This window comes from Rhodococcus sp. NPDC060086, from assembly GCF_042730275.1.
GTDB lineage: Bacteria > Actinomycetota > Actinomycetes > Mycobacteriales > Mycobacteriaceae > Rhodococcus.
Genome location: NZ_JBHWWZ010000003.1, coordinates 1 through 20,506, shown reverse-complemented (window position 1 = coordinate 20,506; position 20,506 = coordinate 1). Strand labels below are relative to the sequence as shown.

Here is a 20,506-nt window from a genome sequence, read left to right as displayed (position 1 = left end):
AAGGAGAAACCATGTCCGAGAACACCGCCCCCGCCACCATCGATTTCGCCGCCGAAATAGCGGCCAGGTACGCCGAGATGGAGGTCAAGTACGGGCCCTGCTTCGACGACGAGGACCCGAACGCCACCGAGTGGATCGAGGTCTCGGACGCGGTCCGCATTCGAACTAACGACTGCCTGGTCGAGGCTGACATCCTCGGAACCGAGTTGACCCTCGACGCGGAGGGGGCACACACCCTGGTCGACGGCCTGCAGGTGGCTCTGCAGCGACTCCGCGCCGCCGAAGTGATCCCCGCGCTCGTCCTCGGTCCGGACGCTGGCTGATCTTCCGAGCACGAGACCCGCCCCCGAATGCCGGGTGGCGGGTTTCAGTGTCTCCGAAGGCAAAGGAGGGGGCGTTGCTGTATCAGTCGCCGAACGAGTAGTGCACGGAGCCACCCACCGACGCCCCCAACAGGCGATGGTGTTCGTCCGTGAACAGGAGTGCCGCATCGGGGTTCGACAGCGTGCCGGACTTCGTCCACGGACCGATGCCCTTCGCGTAGGACACGTGACCTACGAGGGCCGCTGTGGTCAACGCACCCCGGACTACTTCCAAGGCCACGAGGCGGGCAGACGGGCTATCGGAAGGTGTATTCGGCGCGATCTCGAGGATGCGCTTATTCGCGGCTTCGAGCAGCAGCGCGGCTAGCTCGGTTTCCTGCGCGGACAGCGGACGCCACAGCGCGACGAACTCGGACGTGGTTAAGAACTGCATATTTCCTCCTTGGATACGACGACGCCCCCGACTCCGGGGGTGGAGGCGGGGGCGTTGACGAAGGGGCGAATGGATCAAACCATGTCGTCCCTCGGCGCATCCGCAATTTTACTACAGGTGTAGTGGACGACGAAATCCGATGTGGCACAACGGATCCCACTTGCACCCATTACGTGACCTGGTGTTGACTTTTTCGTGGGGCCACTCCGGACCCTTACGAGACAGGAGCTTTCGATGACCGAACCCACGGTCGAGATCACCGCAATCGAATACGCCCAGCTCGTCCACGACGCGGCCCTGTGGCGTAAGTGGCGCGAGCGTCGGAACGAGCAGGAAGCGCGGCGCAAGGCCCGCAAGGCCGCACAGCAGGTGGCCGAATGACCGCCCCGACGACGAAGAAGCGCGGGCCGGGCTACTACGGCTACCAGGCCGCGCGAGGGCTCCGGGTTTATCTCAATAAAGCCGAGGACCAGGGATGGCCCGGCGCGCATATCAAGGCCGGGGGCGTCTGGATTGATGCCGAGTTCGCCGAGGATGGCGACCTGCTGCTCCAGATCGAGGGTGGCCCCACGCAGCGACTCGAGTTCGAGGACGCCCTCGAAGCGGTCCGGCAGGCCGCGATCGCCGCTGCTATTTGTCGACTCACCCAACCCGCATAGAAGAACCCCCGTCCTGTGGCATCAGGTCGGGGGCCGAAACGGAACCTTGGTGGATGGTCACGTCACACGACCAGCCTACCGGGTTCAAGACCCGAAGGACCATTACTATGGCGTTCTCAACCCACGCTCCTCCGCTGGCCGAACGCGGTTTCCGCGTTGTGCCGCTCATCCCGAGGACCAAGCGTCCCCGGTTCGCGAACTGGCTTAACGTCGCGACTTCCGACCCTGAGACAGTCGAGCGCTGGAGCCGTCAATACGGGCACTGCGGGGTGGGTCTCGTGCCCGCATCGCAGCTCGTCGTCGACATCGACGACCCCGTCCCCTTCCACGAATACCTCGCCGAACGCGAGGTCACGTTGCCCCCGACCTGGACGGTCGCGACCGCGCGGGGTGAACACCGGTGGTTCGCCCTCCCAGGCGAAACCAGCCTGCCGAACACGAAGATCCCGGGGGCGGACGTCAAGGTTCGAGGTCTGCTGGTCGGGCCGGGTTCGACGCACCCGACCGGAGTGGTCTACCGCGTCATCGACGACCGCCCCCTCGCGCCTGCTCCCGAGTGGCTGTTGAGCGACCTCGCCGAGCGTGCCGCACGTCGGCAGGCGGTCCCGCAGCAGGGAGCAGTGGGGGGTGCCGCTGGGGGCCGGAAGAGCGACTCCCGCCGGGTTATCGGCCGGGTCCACGCGGCGCGCGCTGGGGAGCGCAACGACATTGCATTCTGGGCGTTCTGCAGGGCCGCAGACGAGCGAGACGAGTCCTACGTATCCGGAGTCCGTGACGCGTGCGCAGCGATCGGGCTGGACGACGACGAGATCGAGACGGTCGAGCGCTCCGCGCGCCGCCGGACGGGATGGACCAAGTGAAGATGCCCGGTAACGACGACGACAACGTCGACCCGCTCGACGAGATCCTGGATTCCGGCTCCCGCGTCATGCTCGACGATTCGCCGCTGTCCGGGTTCCTCGCCCGTCGGCTCGTCGAACGCTACTGCTTCGCCCCTGGCCTGGGATGGCACCGGTGGACCGGAAAGGTCTGGGCGCGCGAATCCGAGGAGCGCATGACGAAGGTCGTTCAACGCGAGTTCGCGCGGCTCTGGACTTCGGAGGCGTTGACGGCCGATAACGATCGCCGGAAACGGCTCTCGTCCCTGCTCAACGCGGGGAAGATCCGGGCCGTGAAGCAGCTCCTGCGCGGTCTGCTCCTGCGGGAGACCTCGGGGTTCGACTCGCTCCGAGAAGCGCACCTGCTCAACGTCCAGAACGGGGTCGTCGACCTGCGGACTGGCGACCTGCGGCCCCACGACCCGGACCTGCTGTTTACGAAGATCGCCGCAGTGGACTACGTGCCGGGGACCAGTCATCCCGATTGGGACGAAGCGCTCGGGGCGTTGCCGGACGATGACACCCGCGACTGGCTACAGCTGAAACTTGGGCAGGCGATCACCGGGCATCCGCCGACCGACGACATCATGCCGATCCTGTGGGGCGGGGGCGCAAACGGCAAGTCGACGATCCTGGCCTGCCGGTACGCGCTCGGGACGTTCGCGGGAGTCGTCCCGGACCGGGTCGTGCTGGCGCGCCCGAATGACCACCCGACCGAGCTTATGGTCCTTCGGGGCTTGCGGTTCGCGGTCCTCGAGGAGCTGCCCGAGGCGGTGCTGTCGGTGCGCCGGTTGAAGCACATTCTCGGGACGTCGCAGATCACGGCGCGGGAGACCGGGGCGAACAACGTGACGTGGGACGCGACGCACACCCTCGTGGTGTCGACGAACTACCGACCACGGGTGATGGAGACCGACCACGGGACCTGGCGACGGCTCGCGCTGGTGGCGTTCCCCTTCCGGTTCCGCAAGCGGTCCCAGACGCTCGAGCGGCCCGAGGACCGTTACGGCTCCGAGGGCCTGCGCGAGCGCATCGAGCGCGGCCGGAAGCAGCGCGAGGCGGTCCTCGCCTGGCTCGTCGAGGGAGCCGTCCGGGTGTACCAGGGTGACGACGAGCAGCAGCTCCCGGAGCCCTCGGCGCGGGTGAAGGCCGACACCCGGGAGTGGCGGGGGACCGTGGACCTCGTCCAGCAGTTCATCGAGGAGCGACTCGAGTTCGACGAGGGGTGCGCGGTCCTGTCCACCGACCTGTTCGCCGCGTTCACTCGAGGGCTCGGGACGACCGGCAACGCCGAGTGGACGGACCAGACTTTTACGGACCGTTTTTCGGCCCACGAGGCCGTACTCGACCAAGCCGCAGTGAGGAAGGAACGCGTCCGGAACGCCGCGCGGCTCCGGCTCTCGCGACCGACGTGGAACCACGACACGAAACCCGTCACGGGACGTCGGACGGTCTGGCACGGACTGCGTTTCCGGGCCCCCGAGGATGGTTAGTCCGCCCTAAATGGACAGGGGTGGACAGGGTTCCAAGGTCGTCTTTTAGTGACTTCCCGTTTTAAAGAACGACCTTTTAACCCCTGTCCACCCCTGTCCACCCCCTCCGACCTGGGGCGGAGCAATCACCCCCAGGACCTACAGGAGCAGGGGTGGAGAGCCGACCCCCTTCCCCACCACTGCTCCCGTCAAGCAACCACGAACCCCACAGGAGACCGCATGACCGACTACTCCGAAGCGCAGCTAGAAGCGCAGGGCCGACTACGCGAACGAGCGACATTCCGCGACGACTGCTGGCTCTTTCCGACCCCCCGGGGGTGCGACTACGGCCAGCTCTCGTTCCGCTCCCGGCGGTGGCGCGCCCACCGGCTGGCGTGGTTCGCCTGGTTCGGTGAACCCTCAGGTGGCTACCGAGTTTCGCAGGACTGCGGCCACAGCGCGTGCGTCAACCCGGCCCACCTGCGCTGCGAACGCGCAACGAGCCGCGTGCAGTCCGGCCGGGAGCCGGTCGCGTGGACGACTGAGAACCTGCGGGCACTGCTCGGTAGCGGCGACGTGGTGTTTACCCCGACCTGCTGGGTTTGGCGCGGGAAACTCTCGACGTCCGGACGGCACCCGCAAGCCCGCGTGGCTGGACACCGAGTGGAGGCGTACCGCGCGGTTTGGGAACTCTACCGGGGTCCGATACCGCGCGGCCAGGTGGTGAACCGCGACTGCGGACGCCGGAACTGCGTTAACCCCCTGCATATGTCGCTCTCGTCGTTCGCGGAGACGAACCGCAGGGGCAACAGCCCGTCGGCGATCAACGCCCGGAAACGGCTTTGCCCGGAGGGGCACCCGTACCCGCCATACGAGCCTGGCGAGACTCGGGTGTGCGCCATCTGCCACCCGGACGCACCCCAGGAGCGGACGCCGAAGACCCACTGCCTCAACGGCCACCCCCGGACACCGGAGAACCTCTACGCGGTCAAGCTGGGGGGCTCGCTGGCGTGTCTGGTCTGCCGGAAAGAGCGTGAGAAGGCCCGCTGGCAAGACCCGGAGTTCAAGGCGCGCCAACGGGAGTTGGCGAGGGCGCGTCGGCAGACTCCAGAGGGTCGCGCCAAGGCCCGCGAGCACGAGCGTCGGAAGCGCGCGCGTCGCAAGGCCCGGAATGCCCAGTAACCGGGGCATTACCCCACTACTAGGGGTCCCCCCTTCTTATGGAGAGAGAAAACGCCAATTGATTTAAACGGGATTGGCGGTGGGGGGTATCTCGATAGCTCCGGAGCCACTCCGCCCCAGTAGAACTCGTCCCCCTGAACCTGAACACCTCCCGAATCCTCGCGTCACGTTTCAAAGGAGCGCAGATGGCAAACCAGCGGCTCGACTTCCGACCGTACGACCTACCGGCGGAGGCCCGAGTGGCCCTGTGGCTCCGCGACGAACTCGAGCGCGGCGTCCGTAGCCCGGCCGTTCCGATCGTCTTCGACGCGGACTTTGCCCTGAAGTACGGCTGTCCGGACGAGGACACGCTCGACCGGGCGATCGCTCAGGTGGCGAACCCCGGCGAGAACTTCGAGCAGCTCTACCGGCGCGTACTCGAGTGGACGGAGCACGTCCAAGCCTTCGAGGCCGACCCGCTCTATCGCGTCAAACAGAAGCGCCGGAAACGCCCTCGCCCCCACGGAAATACCCCCGGGCGCTCCTGATCGCTCCCGAGGCAAACGAAATACCCGAACGACCCATCTACGAAGGAAGACACCATGAACCTCAACCCGTTTAACCGCGACGACCGCGATAACAACCCCCTCGGCCTGGATGGCGACCCCGACGAGGTCGATATCGTCGCGACCTGCGCGGCGCAGCTCCAGATGAAGAACCCCACGGTCCGCGTGTCGATCGAACTCGACCCCGAGGGTGGCCGGATGGATACCGGGGTCGGCGAACACCTGTCGTGGCTGGAGGACGTCGAGGAGGCCGAGGAACTCGAGGATGAATTCCTGGGCGTCACCGAAGACCAGGACCTCGGCCCGCGCTCGTGGGGTATCGACGACGAGGACGAGCTGTGACCAGCCACGTAGTGGCCGGGGTGCTGCTCGACGCCGATGATGCCCGGTTCCTGGCGCAGGTCCTCGACGCCACGGGGCCCGTACTCGCTCGTGGCGGTGCGAAACTCCCACCACGGGCGGTGGCACTGGCGCGGTTCCTCGCTGACGCCAGCGCTGATGCGGACGCCAGCGCACCAGTTCCGGCCGACCCTGGGCTGGTTTCGTTGATCCCAGACGCCGACCCATTCGTGGACTCGGCTACGGCAGCGGCCCACCTGGGTTGCACGACCTCGAACATCCGCGACCTGTTGCGACGCGGACGGCTCCAGGGAGTACGCCACAACGGTCGGTGGCTGGTCGACGCAACCAGCCTCCACGAATACACAAACAGGAGTTCCGATGGCAAACGCTAACTTCCTCGTCCCCTCGCTCAACGAGGGTGGCACGAAGCTCACGGTCGAAATGGCCCTCAAGATGCCGACTACGATCCGGCAGCGCATCGCCGAGGTCGTCGCCCGCCGGACCATCGCCGGGGCGTTCTTCTCCGCGACCGGCTCGAAGGTCGAAGGCGGTGGCATCCTGCACTCGGTCCTGAAAGCCGAAGACTTCTACGCCTCGGACCCCGTGGACCGCGCCCCCGGCTCGGAGTACGAGCGCATCGACACCCCGGAGCCGACGTACGACCTGGCAAAGCTCCAGGACTTCGGCGGGTACTACGAGATCACCGACGAAGAGCGCGACCGGAACATGACCGATGTGATTATGGAGCGCACCGACACGGTTTCGAACTCGATTCTTCGGTCGCTGGATCGTCGCGCCATCGCCGCTATCGACGCGGCCGTCGCGAAGATCCCGGCGGGAGGTGGCATCGTCCCCGGTGTGGACGTGAGCGCGATCGAGCTCAACGGCGACCCCACCACCCAGACCGCGACCTCGGCCCGGTTCGAGGCGACGCTGTCGGCCCTGAACCTCTCGGTCGAGATCGACGAACTCGGGTTCGAGCTGGACACGCTCGTCCTGCACCCGAGCGAGAAGAGCCAGCTCGCGTTGGCCTACGGCAAGGACCTGTCCGAGCTGCTCGACGCGTTCGGCTTCAAGATCATCTCGTCCCCGCTGGTCACCGCCGGTACCGGGTACGCAGTGGCCACCGGGCAGGCTGGCCGCATCGGTTACGAGAAGGCCCTCACGGTCGAGTCGATTCCGCAGCGCGAACGCCGCACCACTCGGGTGCAGGCGTACATCGTCCCCGCGTTCGCCGTGACGAACCCGTACGCCGTGAAGAAGATCACCGGGATGGCGGGCTGATCATGAACGAGCAGATCAGGGCGGAAGCCCAGGACCGCGTCCACCGGGCATTGGCGGACGGCCGAATCCTCGGCTCCCGCGTCGAATTCTGGACCGCGCAGCTGACGCAGCAGAACGAGCTGCAACGGGAGCGAGCGGCCGAGGTTCTCGACGGCCTCGAGAACGGCCTGCCGGTCGGCGACTGGTTCGACTAACTGAAGACGTCCCGATGAACCGCTTCGCGTCGGTTCCGCTCGGGTAGCAGGGACGAGGGTTCTTACTCCTTCTTTGACTCGTCCCTGAGTAGTGCGGGATTCGTTACCCCGGCGACTGCAAAACCGGAGGTTTGAGTGGTGCCTTACTCCGGGTGCTGAAGACCCCCGGTCTGGACGCCGGGGGTCTTCGCATATCTGGACACGGTTTGGACCCGAACTGCCGTGATGTGGACGAATCCCGCGTTACTGGAAACCCTGTAACACCCGAGGTGGGGGCGTTTCTGGCCGCATCGCCGCAGGTCCGGCAGGCGGCGCGGGAGAGTTCAATCCTGACAGGGGGCTCCAGTGACGGGGCTCTGACCAGCCGAAATGGTGGTCAGGGTCCCGTCTTTTGCTATCCAGGTCCCGTGACGGGCTGCGCCTCACCTCATGCGTGGTGTGAGTTACGAGTTCACGAGTTGGCTGGCTCGTTGGAAGGTAACGTCGAGGATCGCACCGATATCGCGGACGGGGACGTTACGTTCGGCCAGGTCGTGGGCGAGCGCTTTGGCGTCAGCAAGGGCGCGGGCTCGAGGCGCAAAGCCTCGGCACGGTGGCTGCGGACGGTGCCCGGACGTCTCTACGGGCACGGGAACGCTCTGCGGTGGGGGATTCGGCTGGTCGCTGTGCACGAGACCGGAGGCTACCGGTCTGCTCCGACACCTCTGCGCGAGGAAAACGTCCTCACCAGGAGGTTTGGGGGAGACGGTGCGATAATGACAATTTTCGTCGGTCACGCCGCGCATACCAGGAGTGACAAACCCCCAGGTCACGAAAAAGCGCCCGATTTATCCTATTTCTTGGTTTCTATGCCACTCGAAGGGCGACGTGAGACTTCCCTGAGACTCTGCACGAAAATTTCAGTGGTGCGACCTGCGGTTTCGTCAGTGCATGTCAGTGGCTCTCGTCACGAGAATGTCAGTGGCCGCGGAGAGAGTCCGTCCCGGGGATGTCAGTGCGGTGAGCTGGGGTTTCCCTCCGTGGTAGTGGGCTTCCACTCGATGTTGGTAGGGGCCCGGTCCGACCAGGCTGGACGGGCGGGATCAGCACACGGCGTCGGGGAACATCCCGGGAAGGTTGAGGACGGCGGTGCTGTGGAGCCAGCCGTCGCGCCACGGGTGCAGGGCCGGCAGCATCAGCCCGCACATGCGGGCGGTGCGGTGCAGTCCGCCGTCCCTGCCGATCGCCTCGGCGAACAACCGATCAGCGGGTCCGGTGCGTGTTTCTTGGAAGACGACGGCGGCGTGCAGCAACGGTCTCGCCGGTGGTGGGATCACCCACACACCCAGGTCGGCCGGGTGACCGGCACCGCGGGTACCGGTGAAGATGATCGTGTCCCCGGTGACGGCGCACCGCTGAAGAAACGTCAGCTCCCGATAGGCGGCGCCGGTGAACAACACGGTGGCCAGCGCGGCGGCGTGCGCCGGGTTCGCGACGTGGGCCCGGATCCGGGCGATGACCTGCTCAGTGATCGGGGTGGTGCTCAGGCCCACCCCGACCATGTGGTTCAGGTTCGGCGGCAACGTCAGCGTCAGACCGTGCCGTTCGAACGCAGCCCGGGCACCGCGGAGCCGGATGAGGGTGTGGGTGCGGCCGGGACTGTCGGCCACGAGATCACCGAGGAGTCGGCAGAGGCCGACGGTGGCATGCCAACGGCGGGCCCGACCGTGCGGGATCGTGCCGTAGAGGGTGCGTAGGTGGGAGCGCTGCGCGGGCAGGTAGGCGAGCATCCGCTGCGCCAGATCGGGGGACCGGCCGCAGGTGGTCAACCGCCTGCCGGTCGTCTCGGCAGCGTGATGGTAGATGGCGGCGAAGCGGGTGTAGTCGGCGCGCGAGAGTACGGCGGCCGCGTCGAGGAGGAAAGTAGCGCAGTCGCTGTCGGGCACTGCGGGCAGTTCCGTCGTGTCCGTCGGCGGGCGGGTGTCGCGTCGCGGGGGAGCGAGACGGTCTGTGACGGCGGTCAGGTCGTCGGTGATGTGGTGGCGCACCCCGGCCGGCATCTCGAGGCGGGAGGTGAGCGGGTCGCGGCAGTGCCAGACGAGCACGAGGTGCAGCCCGGTCGTGGCGTAGCCGAAGCAGCCGGGTGTGCTGAGCGGTCGACAGTCGGTGGGCGCGCAGCACGATCAGGTGCCGGATGCCGTCGCCGTGGACCCATGCGGTCACCGCCCGCCACGCCGAGTCCGGGCCGGTCGCTCCTGCTGCCCCCGCTCGGTCGAGCGAGTGCCCCAGCGCGAGCAGCAGGTCGTGGGCCAGCATGACCGCGGTCGACATCCCGGGGGTGGGGTGCAGGGTCACCACCGCGGACGCAGGGTCGTGGGCCCGCAGCAGGGTGTGGGTCAGGTGTGCGTCGTCGTCCCGGTCGAGCAGCACGGTGACCGGGGTGAGAGCGGCGGCGTGGGCACCAGTGGGCGGGGACGTCGCGTCACCCGCTGCGGCCGGCCATCTTCGCGAACACCGAGCCGAGCACCTCGCGGTCGACACAGTCGCGGTCGAGGCGCTGCAGTGCACGGACGGTGTGCGCGGTGAGCTTGGCCCAGGACCGGAAGTTGCCGTGCCCGGCGTGCGCATCGGCGAAGGAGAGGACGTCCGGATCGATGTGCTCCCACACCGGGTGGAACGCCGGAATCACCCGGAGTATCTGTTCCGGGGTCATCCGACGGAATTCCTGCCACACGTACACCCGGCTCGAGAGCATCGTTCTCTGGGGGAACTGGACCCGTGGCGTGATGTCGTGTCGCTGACACTCCGGAGGGGTTTTGCGTCGGTTCTCTGGGGCGTGTAGCTCTGTGGCTCCGTAACGATCGAGAACGGAGAACGGAGTGGTGGTGCGAGCATTTTTGGTGAGGATGCCGTCGGGTGGCCGGTACTGGACGGTGATCGATGAGAACTATGAGGTGGAGCCGGTTGCCGACCGGTACTTGAGAGAGCTGCGGTTCGGGCGGGATCGGGCCGAGTCGACAACGAAGGCCTACGCCGAGAGTGTGTCGCTCTACCTGCGCTGGTGCGCGAGCACGAATCGGGAATGGCGCACTGCAGCACAGGAGTTCGGCTTGTTCATGGTGTGGCTGAAATACACTCCGGCCCGCGGTGGTGGGTGGGTGGTGATGGGGCCCGGGGCCGCACCGGTCCGCACGGAGTCGCGGATCAACAAGATTCTCGTGGCGACACGCGGCTTTTTGGTGTTCGCGGTGACGGCCAGGGAGGCACCGGGCGAAGTGATGGATCAGCTCTTCGAGATCGGTGACACCCGAGACCTGCCGACGGTGGCTCAGGGCGAGGCGAGTCGGCTGCGGTATCGGCTGCGCGCTCGCCACAGCCTGCATGAGCCCGAGACCAGGGTGGACCGCGCCAGCGACGCCGAGATCGTCGCGTTGTTCCGGGTCTGCCACTCAGCCAGGGACCGGCTGATCGTGCTGATGCTGTCGCGCGCCGGTCTGCGCCGCGGTGAAGCCGTTGGCCTGCGCCGCAGCGATCTGCACCTGCTGCCGGACAACACAGTCCACGACTGCCGGCTCCAGGGCGCGCACCTGCACGTGATCCGCCGAGACAACCCCAACGGCGCCTGGGCGAAATCGCGCCACAACCGGGCGGTTCCGCTGGACTTCCTCACCGTCCGGGCGATCGACCTCTACCTGATCGAACGCGACGCACTGTCCGCGGCCGCAGACTGCGACTTTCTTCTGGTCAACTTGTTCCGCGAGCCCCTGGGCGCACCCATGCCACCGGATGCGCTGAACGAACTGTTCGAGGCACTCAGCCGGCGAGCAGGGTTGCCTCGGTCGATTTCGCCGCATCAAGGGCGGCATGGCTTCGCCAGCAACCTCGCCGATTCCGGGGCGATGCTCGATGAGATCCAGATGCTGTTGGGGCACGCGAGCCCCACATCCGCCCAACCGTACCTGCATCCCTCGTCGGACCGATTACGCGCCGCGGTCGAGCGGGTGCCGTCTGCCCGGGGACTGCTCGAGGGACTCCGGTGACCGCGCGCAACGTGATCGCTGCCGCTGCGGTCCGCGACGACACCGATGAGATCACCGCAGAGTTGTGGGCTGCGCTCTCGCCGGAGCTACTCGAGCTGGTGAACTGGTCCGACGAACGCCGAGTGCTCAGATTTCCGCAACACCACCCGGTTCTGGGCTGGCGGGGTTGCGCAGTAGTGAACTGCGATCAGAGGGGTATGAGCCGCCATGGTTTCTGCAGCATGTGTCACCAGCGCTGGATGGCGGCAGGCCAACCACCACCCGAGGGGTTCAGTGCCGTCGAACGAGCGCAGGTTCGTCGACTGCGGGTGCAGCCGTGTTCTGTTGCCGGCTGCCGGCGTCCGTGGAAGACCGCGACAGCCGCAGTCTGCGACACGCACCACTATCAGCAACGATTCGTCCTCCAGCTGCCGTTGGCGGAGTTTCTGCACCATCCCCAGGTCGTCGGACTGCCGTCGTTCGGCCCCTGTGAGGTTGCAGCGTGCACGCGGGACAGGACCGGCACAGGCCCGTATTGCCACCTGCACATGCAGCGCATACGCGCACTGCGGAAGCAGGGCAAGATCCGCACCGGCGAATGGGACGAGCAGCACTGGCGTCGGACCCAGGGCGGGATCGCCGCCGATGGCGAGATCAGTGTGCGCGGCCTGCCCGATCGAATGATCGCCGAGTTGCTGTTCGGCCTGCAGCACCGGATCGCCCAGGGCGTGAAGACCACTGCCTCCACGCTCCGCAGCATCGGCGATGCCGCGCGACGGCTGGAATGCGGAAGTCTCGAAGAACTGGACCCGACGGCGGTAGGGGAGGGCGCAGCAAAGGTGCTCCGAGCAACGCTGCTGGCCTTGCATCGTCACCGCAGTCACCCGCACACAGAAAGACTCAAAAACGAGTGGGACGCAGTCATTTTCGGTTGCTCAGGGGGAACAGTGCGCTTCACAGGTCTCGCGCAACGATGGCTTCGCGAGGCGGCGAAAGCCTGGGCCCTCGACGATCTGCCGCGTCGCCGCGGATCCGGTGTCGCGGGCACCTGCCAGGCCAAGATCAACAGCCTGGTGCAGTTGTCGGAGAGCTTGCACCTGCAACGCCAGGACCACGGTGCCGATCCATCGGTCCTGAGCCGAACCGACATCACGGACTGTCTGAACCGGCTGGCGTTCTTGCAGAGGGAGGGGACCATCAGCGCCTACCAGCGACTGAACACGGTGCGGAATCTGCGCCGAATCCTGGAGCGGATGCGCACACTCGGCTTGACCCGCCCCGATCAACCACTGCACAGGCTTCCCGACGACTTCGCGGTCACCGTCCACGACTTTCCCGATGACCCCGAGGACACCGAGGCCGGCAAGGATCTGCCGGTCGAGGTCATGCGACACCTCTGCCAACACTTGGACCTGCTCGAGGCGATGGCCAACCGAGAAACCCGGGTCGGCGTCGAGTTGTTGATCGACACGGGGCGCCGGCCCGACGAAATCTGCCGGCTCGCACTCGATTGTCTCGAACGAGACGAGCAAGGAAGACCGGTCCTCGTCTATGACAACGTCAAATCCCACCGCCTGGGACGCCGCCTTCCCATCCACGAAACCACGGCCGAGTTGATCGAAGGCCAGCAGCAACGAGTCCGGCATCGCTACCCGACCGAGCCGATGGATCGGCTGAAGCTGCTGCCCTCACCGATCAAGAACCCGCACGGCGGGAAACCGCTGACCGGCGACACCATCTCCACCCGGCATCGCGAATGGGTCGATGCTCTCCCGGACATCCTGGTACCCAGCACCGACCACGTCGAGGGCAAGCCGACCAACAGGATGCTGCCGTTCGACAAGAAGAAGATCTTTCCCTATGTGTACCGGCATTCTTTCGCCCAGCGTCACGCTGACGCCGGCGTCGCAGTCGATGTCCTGATGGAACTGATGTCCCATCGCCAGATGACCACCACTCAGGGCTATTACCGCGTCGGGGACAAACGCCGCAGGGATGCCGTCGACCGAGTCACCACGATGCAGTTCGACCGGCACGGCAACCGCCTCTGGCGCGACGCCAGGGCACTACTGGACTCCGAGCACCTGCGCCGCGCCGTCGGCGAGGTCGCCGTTCCCTACGGCACCTGCAGCGAACCCGGCAACGTCACCGCCGGCGGCGGCGAGTGCCCGGTCCGGTTCCGTTGCGTCGGTTGCGCGCATTTCTCCACGGACGTGTCCTACCTGCCGGACCTGGAGGCATATCTGGCCGATCTGCTGCGCAGCCGGGAACGGCTGCACGCCGCGTTCGCCGCCGATGACTGGGCCAAGGCCGAGGCCATGCCGTCGGACGAGGAAATCACCCGCATCCGTCGCCTGCTCTCCGGCATCAAGGACGATGTCGATGAGCTGTCCGCCGAGGACCGCGCCCAGATCACCGAAGCTGTCAGTGTTGTGCGCCGCGCCCGCAACACCGTCGTCGGGCTCGGGTTACCGCGGGTCCGACAGTCTCTTCCCGATGTTCGCCCGGACAGGACTGACTGAGCATGACCAACACCATGATCCAAGGCCGGAAAGCCGACTCCGCACGACGACGGAAGCGAGTGACCGAGGCACTGAACACCGCTCACGAGGACGGCCGCGAGATCAGCGTCTCAGCGATCGCTCGCGCCGCAGGGGTCGACCGCAGCTTTCTCTATCGGCATCCGGACCTGCTCGCCCAGATCCACACCGCCCAAACCAGCCCGCCGCCGCCCGACGGGACCGCGGCGTCGGTGACGATGGCGTCGCTGCGGGCCGACGTGGCCAACGCCCAGGCCCGCATCGCGCGCCTGGCCGGACGCAACAAGCAGCTCGAGAAACGACTGTCCGAGCTGCTGGGCCACGACGCCTGGCGTGAGTCCGGACTCGGACCCCCGGTCGCGGTCGACCAGGTGCAGCGGCAGATCGTGGCCCTGGAACAGCAGATCGTCGAGCTGCGCGCTCAGCTGGAAGAACGCGATCAGGAGCTCGACGCAGCCCGGGCCACGAACCGGGAACTGATCGCCAGAATGAACAAACCGCACTGACAAGGAAGCTGGTGGGTGTTCCCGCGCGGGTCCCAGCAGAAGTCGGACATCCGCGTCGCACCACGTGGTCGGCGAAGGTCGACGTGCAACAAGGATTCTCCCCGATGGTCATCGGGTCCGCTGGATTCCCGGCGCTGCGGGCATCCTGCAGCCCGGGCCTTCCCGGCCGCTCTCGGGCACCCGCCAGTGATGCCACACCGACACCGCACACACCAGTTCGTGCACCACACCTGTCGTGATCTGTTACAGTTTGCCCGAGAGCCTCTGAGCTGCACAAACGTCTTCAGATCCGACATTCCTTCCGGGTTTCCCCCAGAGAAGCATCGGCTCCCGGGAGAGCACGTGGTAGCAGTCCCCGCCACCGACGAATACGATCGCGATGTCGGTGCGCCGGTCGTCCCACAGATGCCGCCAGTACTCGAAACACTCCCGCGACATCCACTGCGCCTCATCGCAGACCAGCACCCGGAACCGTTCGGCCAGCACGCTTTTAAGTGTCTGGTCGAACTCGATGGGCCGCAGTGGCGGTACCCCGGCGACACCGAGCGCATCGAAGGGGCCGCGCCCGGAACTGCACCCGGCATACCGTGTCCGCAGCGAGTTCGCGCAGTGAGGCGTTGACCGAGAACGTCTTTCCCACCCCGGCATCGCCGTGCACGCACATCATCGCCTTGGCGTCGATGACGTCGGCGATGTTGTCGCGGGTCAACATCAGCGCGTCGGTCACGACGGGAGGCGGCGCAGCTCCCGTACTCGGCTGCAGTCTGCGCGATCACGATCGCCGTCGGGTGGGACAGTCGATCGGCGTGGTGGGCGCCTCACCTTCCGCCGCCGCGCCCGCCTTGTGTCCCGACTCGAACCGTTGGTTCGGGGCCAGGATTTGTTCGCCAGGATGGTGATCCGGCCAGGACGGTCCGCGCCGCGGATCATGCCGTGAACGGGCGTGGTCGCGACGGTTCACGAACCGGGTCGACCTGCTGCGTCTGGTGCACAAACCGGCACCATGGATCGTCCCACCGAAGTGTCGAGGGCATCAGTTCTGTGCTGTATCTGCTTTCAGGGAGTCGATGGCGGCCTGCAACGCGGTGGTTGCGTCGTCGGCGACCTCCGCGAGTCCCGGCCGATCGGCGACCTGAACCATCATCTGCGGGTTCATCGCGTCGACCACCACCGTTCCGGGGGACTCGGGATCGGTGCGGACCACGACGTTGCAGGGGAGCAGGAGTCCGATCTGCCGGTCCACGGTCACCGCGCGATGTGCCAGTGGCGGATTGCAGGCGCCGAGGATGACGTAGTCCTCCATGTCCTCGCCGAGCTTCGCTTTCAGGGTGGCCTTCATGTCGATCTCGGTTAGAACGCCGAATCCCTGTTCCGACAGTGCTTTGCGGGTGCGCTCGATTGCGTCGGCGAACGAAGTGCGCAGGGTGGTCGAGAGTGCGAGTGTCATGAGTGTCCTGCTTTCTCTGCGGAGGGGGTGGGGGTCAAGCGAGAGCGAGGAAGAGCTTCTCGAGCTCGCTCTCGGCCATTTGTTCCTTGCCGTCCTGGGCCGTTCCGGTGAGGCATTCCCGTAGACCGCTCGCTATAATCTTGAATCCGGCGCGGTCCAGGGCACGCGAGACTGCGGCGAGCTGGGTCACGACATCTTTGCAATCGCGGCCCTGTTCGATCATCGTGATCACTCCGCCGAGCTGCCCCTGTGCGCGGCGCAGCCGGTTGAGTACCGAAGCGATGCTGTCTTCGTCGCCGACCATGGCACGTCCTTTCCTGGTTGTGTCGACCAGTGTACCCCCGGGGGTATCTTTCCTGGGTGTGAATTGTGCGACCGGACCTGCCTCGGCCGACGATGTGTGTGGCACCCACACGTGCGGACGCAAAGCCTGTCGGCCGGCAGGCTTCGGCTCCGCCGATGAGGCCGAGTTCGCGGGCGCAGTCGAATTCGTTGTTGACGGGAGCGACGATGCGTTCGGCATCATCGATGCGGCGATCGACGAGCGGTAGCCGGATGTGTAGTGCTCCCAGACCTCTCCCTCCGGGGGACCCCGTCGAGACGGCCGCAGTTCGTGCTGTGCGCTGCTGACGGAGCCGTCGAAGGCGGCGGTGATCGCCCAGTCGATGCTCGTGCCTCTCAGGCGCGAGATCAGGCCCGCGAGGCCGGTCGGCAGTGCACGGTCCGGAAGCAACCCCACGGCACTGCCCGCAAAGGTGGCCCGGAATGCCGGTGGCGGCAAAGATGCCTGCCAGACCTCACTCGACCTGGTGGACGCGCACTTTCTGCAGCGCCCCACTGCTGATGCCACGCCGACGACGGTCAGTGGGATCGAGATGGCCTGTCCATGAGCAGGATCAGGCAGAAGACTCGCGCCGGGACCGCAGGGTTCGATCTCCCTCCACCGAGCAGGATGAGCAGCACGCCGATGACGGCGCCGAAGCCGAGCGTGAGCGCAAACGTCATTTCGATCCTTTCCGTCGGGATGCTCTGGCAGTTGTACCCCGGACGGGCACGGTCGACCCAGTGTCGATGTCGTTCGCGCACCGGCACGGAACCGATCTCGGCTCTACCGTCGTTGCCGAACCACGCGGACTGCGACAGCAGCGAACGCGCCGAGCGCGGCGATCAGGAGTATCCCGGGACCAGGCATGTCTGCGACCCATCGTCCGAGTTCGACCTGCAGGTCGAACTGCTCGTCGACGCCCATCAGGCTGGTCAGATTTGCTGTCCCGTCGGTGACGAGGAACAGCACGCCGATGCCGACGAACAGCAGCCCCGAGATCAGCGAGGTGGTATGAGTTCGCAATGGGCCCAGCACAACGGGACGTCCTCGCAGCCAGGTGCGCTTGTGCAGATCGAACCGTTTCCACACGACGGCGAGTGCGAACAACGGCAGTGCCATGCCGAGGGCGTAAACGGCCATCAGCGTCGCACCGTGGAGTGGGTGACCGCCGGCGACCGCAATGGTCAGCACGCTCCCGAGCAGGGGGCCGGAGCAGAATCCCGCGAATCCGTACACGGCTCCGAGCACGAACACCGACAGGGCGCCGGAGCCGGTAAGCGAGTTCGCTGCTCGCTGCGCCGATTTCGACGCGAAACCTCCGCCGACAACGGTCATGATGCCGAGGCCGATGAGCACGATGCCGCTGACCAGGGTGATCCAGGCGCGATGCTGAGTCAGGAGCGCACCGATCAATCCCAGTCCGGCTCCCAGGGGCGTGAGCACCGCGGCCAATCCGGCAAAGAAGAGTGCGGTGCGTGTCGCCAGGCGTCCCATGCCGTCGAAGGCATACGCAAAGAACGAGGGCAGCAGAAGGGCCGAGCATGGACTGAGGAGGGAGAGAACGCCGCCGAGCAGGGCTCCGAGCAGACCGATCTCGGTCACTCTTCCGACCCGGCTGCTGCCTCGATGACCTGTTCGAAGACCCCGATCGGTTGTGCGCCAAGGACCGGGGTGCCGTTGATCACGAACGACGGCGTGCTCGATACGCCAATAGTGTTCGCCTCGAGCATGTCGGCGTAGATGTCCTGGTCCACGGACGGGCCGGCGGCCTGCTGGTCGAACCGACCCAGGTCTGGAACTCCGGCCGTCGCCGCGAAACCGCGCAGTGCCTCCGCGGTCAGGTCGGGATGTCCGCGATCGGGAGAGGCTGCATACAGGGCCGTCGCGTACTCCCAGAACCTCCCTTGTGCGGCAGCGGCGCGGCCGGCGCGGGCCGCAGCCATCGACTGCTCGCCGAAGATCGGAAGGTCGCGCCATTCGATGCGCAGAATGCCCTCGTCGACGTACTTGTCGATCAAGGCCGGTTCGGTGTCCCGGCTGAACTTGGCGCAGAACGGGCAGCGGTAGTCGGAGTACGCGACCATCACTACGGGAGCGTCCACGGAGCCGATCGCCAACGGGTGACCGTCGATGCGTCGGGACATGTCTCCGACCGGCCCGATCTGTGGAGTCGATGCAGGTTTGACTGTCTCGTCTGCGCCAGTGCGGTCGACGACGAGAAACGCGAACAGCACCGCCACGACGACGCCGAGAGCGCCGAGTAGCCACAGGTCTCGGCGTGAACGGGCGGATTGCTTCGTCGGGGTCATGCGTTCCTCCACGGTCGGTCGTCCCGGGGTGGGGCGATCACCCCGATCTACTAAGCCAGATAGTAGCTCGAGCTACTATCTTGCTTAGTAGATCGAGCCCCTTCCCTTCGACAAGGATCAGATGTGACAACCCCACGCGTAGATCGGCGCACGCGCGATCATCCTGCAGTACAGCAGATTCCGGATCGGGTCACGGCGGTGTTCCGGGCCGCTGCAGCAGGGGTGGTCACGGTCCTGCTCGTCGGCATACCGACCGACATCCTCGCGAACCCGTGGTTCGGCCGGGAGATTCCGGTGCGGTGGTGGGAGTATCCGGTGCTGGGAGCGACGGTGGTACTGACCGCCTTGTGGTTCGGTGTGCAGAACTCTCGCTCCGACGGGCCACGGGCGGCAACACCCGCTGCCGGCGTGATGTTGACCGTGTTCGCTGTGGGCTGTCCGATCTGCAACAAACTAGTGCTCGTCACGATCGGCGCGTCCGGAGCGCTCGGATGGTGGGCCCCGCTACAACCGATCCTCGCCATCGTCTCGCTGGCACTTCTCGCCGGCGCGGTTCTCTACCGGTGGCGCCAACGTCCCTGCGGCAACTCCTGTGAATCTCCGAGCGTGGCGATCACACCGTGAGGCAGGACGCGGTCACGATCCCGACGACGGAAACTCCAGTGATCAAGGCGGGAAAAGCGGAATAAGCCAACGCGAAAGGCCGGGTGAGCACGCAGTGGGGGAGACCGGAGCGACGAGCGGGAGCCAGCCACCGGAGCCGCGCTTCGAGAAAGCCGCCGGATGCTTCGTCGCGGACTGCCGCCTCGTGGGTCCGGGAGCACTGGAGCAACGAGTCTCGAACCGCCTCGTGGCCACAGGAATACGCGGCCCGGCGATCCGCTGCCAATTCGACAAGCACCCGCATCCGCAGCCCGCCCTGCCGGCACAACGGAACGAAAGGCAATGCGCTGCTCAAAGCACGACTGATCGCCACGAGCATGTGGTGGTGTCCGTGGATGTGCGCGTATTCGTGGTCGAGTACTGCTCGGCGTGCGGTCGGGTCTAGTGCCTTGAGCCCTTCGGTGGCGACGACGGTGCCGTCGCGGCCACCGATGCTGTATGCGGCGCAGGCTGCATCCCGCAGCCAGATCACTTCGCCGTCGGCGTCGGCCCGGCTCTCACCGAGAATGCGGACAAGGTTGAGATGAGCGGCGGTCTCGCGACGATGCCTGCGGTAAGAACGCGAGACCACTACGAGTATCCGTGTCAGGACTGCCCCGGCGACGACCCACAGTCCAGTCTCAAGATAGGGCAGCCACGGTAACAGTCCGTCCTCCCGTGCCGTTCGTACACACGCCACGGGCAAGGGCAGCCGGTCCAGCTGCAAGCCGGGCTTCGTGGCCACCGCCAGTGGTCCACCGGCCAGTGCGGCGACGAAGAGCACCTGCGTCGATATCCATGCGGTGAGCGCACCACGTGGATCCCGACCGGGGACAGTCAGACGCGCAAGCCACCGTGGCGCTGCGAAGCCGAGCACGAGCGCTGCCACGAACAGAGCTGTGGCAACGATCACGAGAGCGGTTTCCTACGGGTACGGTTCGTGGTCCGCCGCGCGGCTCGGCGCAGGATCCGGGATTCGTCTTCGGTCGCAGAACTGGCGAAATGCAGCATGACCTGCTCGGCGTTGCCCGAGGTTCGGAGCACCTGACGGAGAAGCTCCGCGGCGGTCTCCTCGCGGCTGCGGGTTGCCCGGTAGCTGTAACCCCGGCCGAGCCGGTTCCGCTTGACCATGTCCTTGGTGTGCAGATTGTCGAGGACCGTCATCACCGTCGTATAGGCCAGGGACCGTTCGGGCTCGAGCCGCGACAGCACATCGCGCACGCGAAGGGATTCGTCGCTCTGCCACAGCACATCCATGATCGCCGATTCCAGGTCGCCCAGGCCCATCAAGTCCGTGTCACCGCTTCCGTTCACTCCCACCGCCCGGGCGCGGGCCCGGCAGGGTTCCACTCTACGGTCTGTGCACCGTCGTCGACGACGGTGCACCTCCTTCAGCTCCGCGAACGGCCCGTCGGTGGCGGTGACCC

The 20,506-nt window shown here is 66.3% G+C and carries 27 protein-coding genes; 15 read left to right on the top strand and 12 right to left on the bottom strand.

The window, feature by feature from the left end:
* Window positions 1–11 precede the first annotated feature (11 nt).
* The gene (locus ACFWB0_RS02910; RefSeq protein ID WP_378488926.1) at window positions 12–323 is read left to right on the top strand and encodes a hypothetical protein; all 312 of its coding nucleotides are present in this window, start codon (window positions 12–14) and stop codon (window positions 321–323) included.
* A gap of 82 nt (window positions 324–405) precedes the next feature.
* On the opposite strand, the gene ACFWB0_RS02905 is transcribed toward ACFWB0_RS02910, so the two are convergent.
* Entirely contained in the window at window positions 406–756 is a 351-nt protein-coding gene (locus tag ACFWB0_RS02905; RefSeq protein ID WP_378488925.1) for a hypothetical protein, read from the bottom strand.
* A gap of 234 nt (window positions 757–990) precedes the next feature.
* On the opposite strand from ACFWB0_RS02905, the gene ACFWB0_RS02900 reads away from it, so the two are divergent.
* The 10 genes from ACFWB0_RS02900 to ACFWB0_RS02855 all read left to right on the top strand — a co-directional run bounded on the left by ACFWB0_RS02900 (window position 991) and on the right by ACFWB0_RS02855 (window position 7,312).
* Window positions 991–1,137, top strand: coding sequence for a hypothetical protein (locus tag ACFWB0_RS02900; protein WP_378488924.1), 147 nt, complete (start codon window positions 991–993; stop codon window positions 1,135–1,137).
* The gene (locus ACFWB0_RS02895) at window positions 1,134–1,415 is read left to right on the top strand and encodes a hypothetical protein (RefSeq protein WP_378488923.1); all 282 of its coding nucleotides are present in this window, start codon (window positions 1,134–1,136) and stop codon (window positions 1,413–1,415) included. The genes ACFWB0_RS02900 and ACFWB0_RS02895 overlap by 4 nt, the downstream gene beginning before the upstream one ends.
* A gap of 107 nt (window positions 1,416–1,522) precedes the next feature.
* On the top strand, window positions 1,523–2,275 hold the full coding sequence (locus tag ACFWB0_RS02890) for a bifunctional DNA primase/polymerase (RefSeq protein ID WP_378488922.1): 753 nt from the start codon (window positions 1,523–1,525) through the stop codon (window positions 2,273–2,275).
* Window positions 2,276–2,277: 2 nt separating this feature from the next.
* Window positions 2,278–3,786, top strand: coding sequence for a phage/plasmid primase, P4 family (locus ACFWB0_RS02885; RefSeq protein ID WP_378488921.1), 1,509 nt, complete (start codon window positions 2,278–2,280; stop codon window positions 3,784–3,786).
* Between the two features lie 219 nt (window positions 3,787–4,005).
* Complete coding sequence (locus tag ACFWB0_RS02880; protein WP_378488920.1) at window positions 4,006–4,947, top strand: hypothetical protein; 942 nt, start codon at window positions 4,006–4,008, stop codon at window positions 4,945–4,947.
* Between the two features lie 185 nt (window positions 4,948–5,132).
* The gene (locus tag ACFWB0_RS02875; protein WP_378488919.1) at window positions 5,133–5,474 is read left to right on the top strand and encodes a hypothetical protein; all 342 of its coding nucleotides are present in this window, start codon (window positions 5,133–5,135) and stop codon (window positions 5,472–5,474) included.
* A 54-nt stretch (window positions 5,475–5,528) separates the two neighbouring features.
* On the top strand, window positions 5,529–5,834 hold the full coding sequence (locus ACFWB0_RS02870; RefSeq protein WP_378488918.1) for a hypothetical protein: 306 nt from the start codon (window positions 5,529–5,531) through the stop codon (window positions 5,832–5,834).
* Window positions 5,831–6,226 (top strand): helix-turn-helix domain-containing protein, encoded by a 396-nt coding sequence (locus ACFWB0_RS02865; protein ID WP_378488917.1) that lies wholly within the window; start codon window positions 5,831–5,833, stop codon window positions 6,224–6,226. The genes ACFWB0_RS02870 and ACFWB0_RS02865 overlap by 4 nt, the downstream gene beginning before the upstream one ends.
* Window positions 6,213–7,118, top strand: coding sequence for a major capsid protein (locus tag ACFWB0_RS02860; RefSeq protein WP_378488916.1), 906 nt, complete (start codon window positions 6,213–6,215; stop codon window positions 7,116–7,118). Before ACFWB0_RS02865 ends, ACFWB0_RS02860 begins: the two co-directional genes overlap by 14 nt.
* Window positions 7,119–7,120: 2 nt before the next feature.
* Window positions 7,121–7,312: a hypothetical protein gene (locus ACFWB0_RS02855; protein WP_378488915.1), complete on the top strand. Its 192-nt coding sequence runs from the start codon at window positions 7,121–7,123 to the stop codon at window positions 7,310–7,312.
* A 1,082-nt stretch (window positions 7,313–8,394) separates the two neighbouring features.
* On the opposite strand, the gene ACFWB0_RS02850 is transcribed toward ACFWB0_RS02855, so the two are convergent.
* Both ACFWB0_RS02850 and ACFWB0_RS02845 read right to left on the bottom strand, forming a co-directional pair.
* Window positions 8,395–9,396 carry a hypothetical protein gene (locus ACFWB0_RS02850; RefSeq protein WP_378488914.1) on the bottom strand — a complete coding sequence of 334 codons (1,002 nt, stop codon included), beginning with the start codon at window positions 9,394–9,396 and terminating at the stop codon, window positions 8,395–8,397.
* Between the two features lie 377 nt (window positions 9,397–9,773).
* Window positions 9,774–10,004 (bottom strand): hypothetical protein, encoded by a 231-nt coding sequence (locus tag ACFWB0_RS02845; RefSeq protein ID WP_378488913.1) that lies wholly within the window; start codon window positions 10,002–10,004, stop codon window positions 9,774–9,776.
* 328 nt (window positions 10,005–10,332) lie between these two features.
* Here ACFWB0_RS02845 and ACFWB0_RS02840 point away from each other — a divergent pair, with 328 nt between their 5' ends.
* Genes ACFWB0_RS02840 through ACFWB0_RS02830 form a run of 3 tightly spaced genes read left to right on the top strand, consistent with a single transcriptional unit; the run spans window position 10,333 to window position 14,356 of the window.
* The gene (locus ACFWB0_RS02840) at window positions 10,333–11,331 is read left to right on the top strand and encodes a tyrosine-type recombinase/integrase (RefSeq protein WP_378488912.1); all 999 of its coding nucleotides are present in this window, start codon (window positions 10,333–10,335) and stop codon (window positions 11,329–11,331) included.
* Window positions 11,328–13,832, top strand: coding sequence for a tyrosine-type recombinase/integrase (locus ACFWB0_RS02835; protein WP_378488911.1), 2,505 nt, complete (start codon window positions 11,328–11,330; stop codon window positions 13,830–13,832). Before ACFWB0_RS02840 ends, ACFWB0_RS02835 begins: the two co-directional genes overlap by 4 nt.
* Window positions 13,833–13,834: 2 nt before the next feature.
* Window positions 13,835–14,356: a DUF6262 family protein gene (locus ACFWB0_RS02830; RefSeq protein ID WP_378488910.1), complete on the top strand. Its 522-nt coding sequence runs from the start codon at window positions 13,835–13,837 to the stop codon at window positions 14,354–14,356.
* A gap of 243 nt (window positions 14,357–14,599) precedes the next feature.
* Here the strand turns inward: ACFWB0_RS02830 and ACFWB0_RS02825 are convergent, their stop codons facing one another.
* From ACFWB0_RS02825 to ACFWB0_RS02795, 7 genes are all read right to left on the bottom strand, one after another.
* A complete protein-coding gene (locus ACFWB0_RS02825; protein ID WP_378489115.1) occupies window positions 14,600–14,869 on the bottom strand; it encodes an ATP-binding protein in 270 nt (89 codons plus the stop codon).
* Window positions 14,847–15,083: a hypothetical protein gene (locus ACFWB0_RS02820; RefSeq protein WP_378489131.1), complete on the bottom strand. Its 237-nt coding sequence runs from the start codon at window positions 15,081–15,083 to the stop codon at window positions 14,847–14,849. Before ACFWB0_RS02820 ends, ACFWB0_RS02825 begins: the two co-directional genes overlap by 23 nt.
* A gap of 306 nt (window positions 15,084–15,389) precedes the next feature.
* Window positions 15,390–15,803, bottom strand: a complete 414-nt coding sequence (locus ACFWB0_RS02815) for a DUF302 domain-containing protein (protein WP_378488909.1) — start codon at window positions 15,801–15,803, stop codon at window positions 15,390–15,392.
* A gap of 34 nt (window positions 15,804–15,837) precedes the next feature.
* A complete protein-coding gene (locus ACFWB0_RS02810) occupies window positions 15,838–16,107 on the bottom strand; it encodes a metal-sensitive transcriptional regulator (protein WP_378488908.1) in 270 nt (89 codons plus the stop codon).
* Window positions 16,108–16,664: 557 nt separating this feature from the next.
* Window positions 16,665–16,808 carry a hypothetical protein gene (locus ACFWB0_RS02805; RefSeq protein ID WP_378488907.1) on the bottom strand — a complete coding sequence of 48 codons (144 nt, stop codon included), beginning with the start codon at window positions 16,806–16,808 and terminating at the stop codon, window positions 16,665–16,667.
* Between the two features lie 103 nt (window positions 16,809–16,911).
* Entirely contained in the window at window positions 16,912–17,730 is an 819-nt protein-coding gene (locus ACFWB0_RS02800) for a cytochrome c biogenesis CcdA family protein (protein WP_378488906.1), read from the bottom strand.
* Window positions 17,727–18,437, bottom strand: coding sequence for a DsbA family protein (locus tag ACFWB0_RS02795; RefSeq protein ID WP_378488905.1), 711 nt, complete (start codon window positions 18,435–18,437; stop codon window positions 17,727–17,729). The genes ACFWB0_RS02800 and ACFWB0_RS02795 overlap by 4 nt, the downstream gene beginning before the upstream one ends.
* 123 nt (window positions 18,438–18,560) lie before the next feature.
* On the opposite strand from ACFWB0_RS02795, the gene ACFWB0_RS02790 reads away from it, so the two are divergent.
* Window positions 18,561–19,061 carry a hypothetical protein gene (locus ACFWB0_RS02790; protein ID WP_378488904.1) on the top strand — a complete coding sequence of 167 codons (501 nt, stop codon included), beginning with the start codon at window positions 18,561–18,563 and terminating at the stop codon, window positions 19,059–19,061.
* Here the strand turns inward: ACFWB0_RS02790 and ACFWB0_RS02785 are convergent.
* Both ACFWB0_RS02785 and ACFWB0_RS02780 read right to left on the bottom strand, forming a co-directional pair.
* Window positions 19,051–19,992, bottom strand: coding sequence for a M56 family metallopeptidase (locus ACFWB0_RS02785; protein WP_378488903.1), 942 nt, complete (start codon window positions 19,990–19,992; stop codon window positions 19,051–19,053). The genes ACFWB0_RS02790 and ACFWB0_RS02785 overlap by 11 nt on opposite strands.
* Window positions 19,989–20,366 (bottom strand): BlaI/MecI/CopY family transcriptional regulator, encoded by a 378-nt coding sequence (locus ACFWB0_RS02780; RefSeq protein WP_378489114.1) that lies wholly within the window; start codon window positions 20,364–20,366, stop codon window positions 19,989–19,991. The genes ACFWB0_RS02785 and ACFWB0_RS02780 overlap by 4 nt, the downstream gene beginning before the upstream one ends.
* Window positions 20,367–20,506 lie beyond the last annotated feature (140 nt).

Excerpts from the sequence above, each read along its gene's own strand:
- ACFWB0_RS02910 (WP_378488926.1), top strand. The coding sequence starts at position 12 with ATGTCCGAGAACACCGCCCCCGCCACCATCGATTTCGCCGCCGAAATA.
- ACFWB0_RS02905 (WP_378488925.1), bottom strand. The coding sequence starts at position 756 with ATGCAGTTCTTAACCACGTCCGAGTTCGTCGCGCTGTGGCGTCCGCTG.
- ACFWB0_RS02900 (WP_378488924.1), top strand. The coding sequence starts at position 991 with ATGACCGAACCCACGGTCGAGATCACCGCAATCGAATACGCCCAGCTC.
- ACFWB0_RS02895 (WP_378488923.1), top strand. The coding sequence starts at position 1,134 with ATGACCGCCCCGACGACGAAGAAGCGCGGGCCGGGCTACTACGGCTAC.
- ACFWB0_RS02890 (WP_378488922.1), top strand. The coding sequence starts at position 1,523 with ATGGCGTTCTCAACCCACGCTCCTCCGCTGGCCGAACGCGGTTTCCGC.
- ACFWB0_RS02885 (WP_378488921.1), top strand. The coding sequence starts at position 2,278 with ATGCCCGGTAACGACGACGACAACGTCGACCCGCTCGACGAGATCCTG.
- ACFWB0_RS02880 (WP_378488920.1), top strand. The coding sequence starts at position 4,006 with ATGACCGACTACTCCGAAGCGCAGCTAGAAGCGCAGGGCCGACTACGC.
- ACFWB0_RS02875 (WP_378488919.1), top strand. The coding sequence starts at position 5,133 with ATGGCAAACCAGCGGCTCGACTTCCGACCGTACGACCTACCGGCGGAG.
- ACFWB0_RS02870 (WP_378488918.1), top strand. The coding sequence starts at position 5,529 with ATGAACCTCAACCCGTTTAACCGCGACGACCGCGATAACAACCCCCTC.
- ACFWB0_RS02860 (WP_378488916.1), top strand. The coding sequence starts at position 6,213 with ATGGCAAACGCTAACTTCCTCGTCCCCTCGCTCAACGAGGGTGGCACG.
- ACFWB0_RS02855 (WP_378488915.1), top strand. The coding sequence starts at position 7,121 with ATGAACGAGCAGATCAGGGCGGAAGCCCAGGACCGCGTCCACCGGGCA.
- ACFWB0_RS02845 (WP_378488913.1), bottom strand. The coding sequence starts at position 10,004 with ATGACCCCGGAACAGATACTCCGGGTGATTCCGGCGTTCCACCCGGTG.
- ACFWB0_RS02830 (WP_378488910.1), top strand. The coding sequence starts at position 13,835 with ATGACCAACACCATGATCCAAGGCCGGAAAGCCGACTCCGCACGACGA.
- ACFWB0_RS02815 (WP_378488909.1), bottom strand. The coding sequence starts at position 15,803 with ATGACACTCGCACTCTCGACCACCCTGCGCACTTCGTTCGCCGACGCA.
- ACFWB0_RS02810 (WP_378488908.1), bottom strand. The coding sequence starts at position 16,107 with ATGGTCGGCGACGAAGACAGCATCGCTTCGGTACTCAACCGGCTGCGC.
- ACFWB0_RS02805 (WP_378488907.1), bottom strand. The coding sequence starts at position 16,808 with ATGACGTTTGCGCTCACGCTCGGCTTCGGCGCCGTCATCGGCGTGCTG.
- ACFWB0_RS02795 (WP_378488905.1), bottom strand. The coding sequence starts at position 18,437 with ATGACCCCGACGAAGCAATCCGCCCGTTCACGCCGAGACCTGTGGCTA.
- ACFWB0_RS02780 (WP_378489114.1), bottom strand. The coding sequence starts at position 20,366 with ATGGGCCTGGGCGACCTGGAATCGGCGATCATGGATGTGCTGTGGCAG.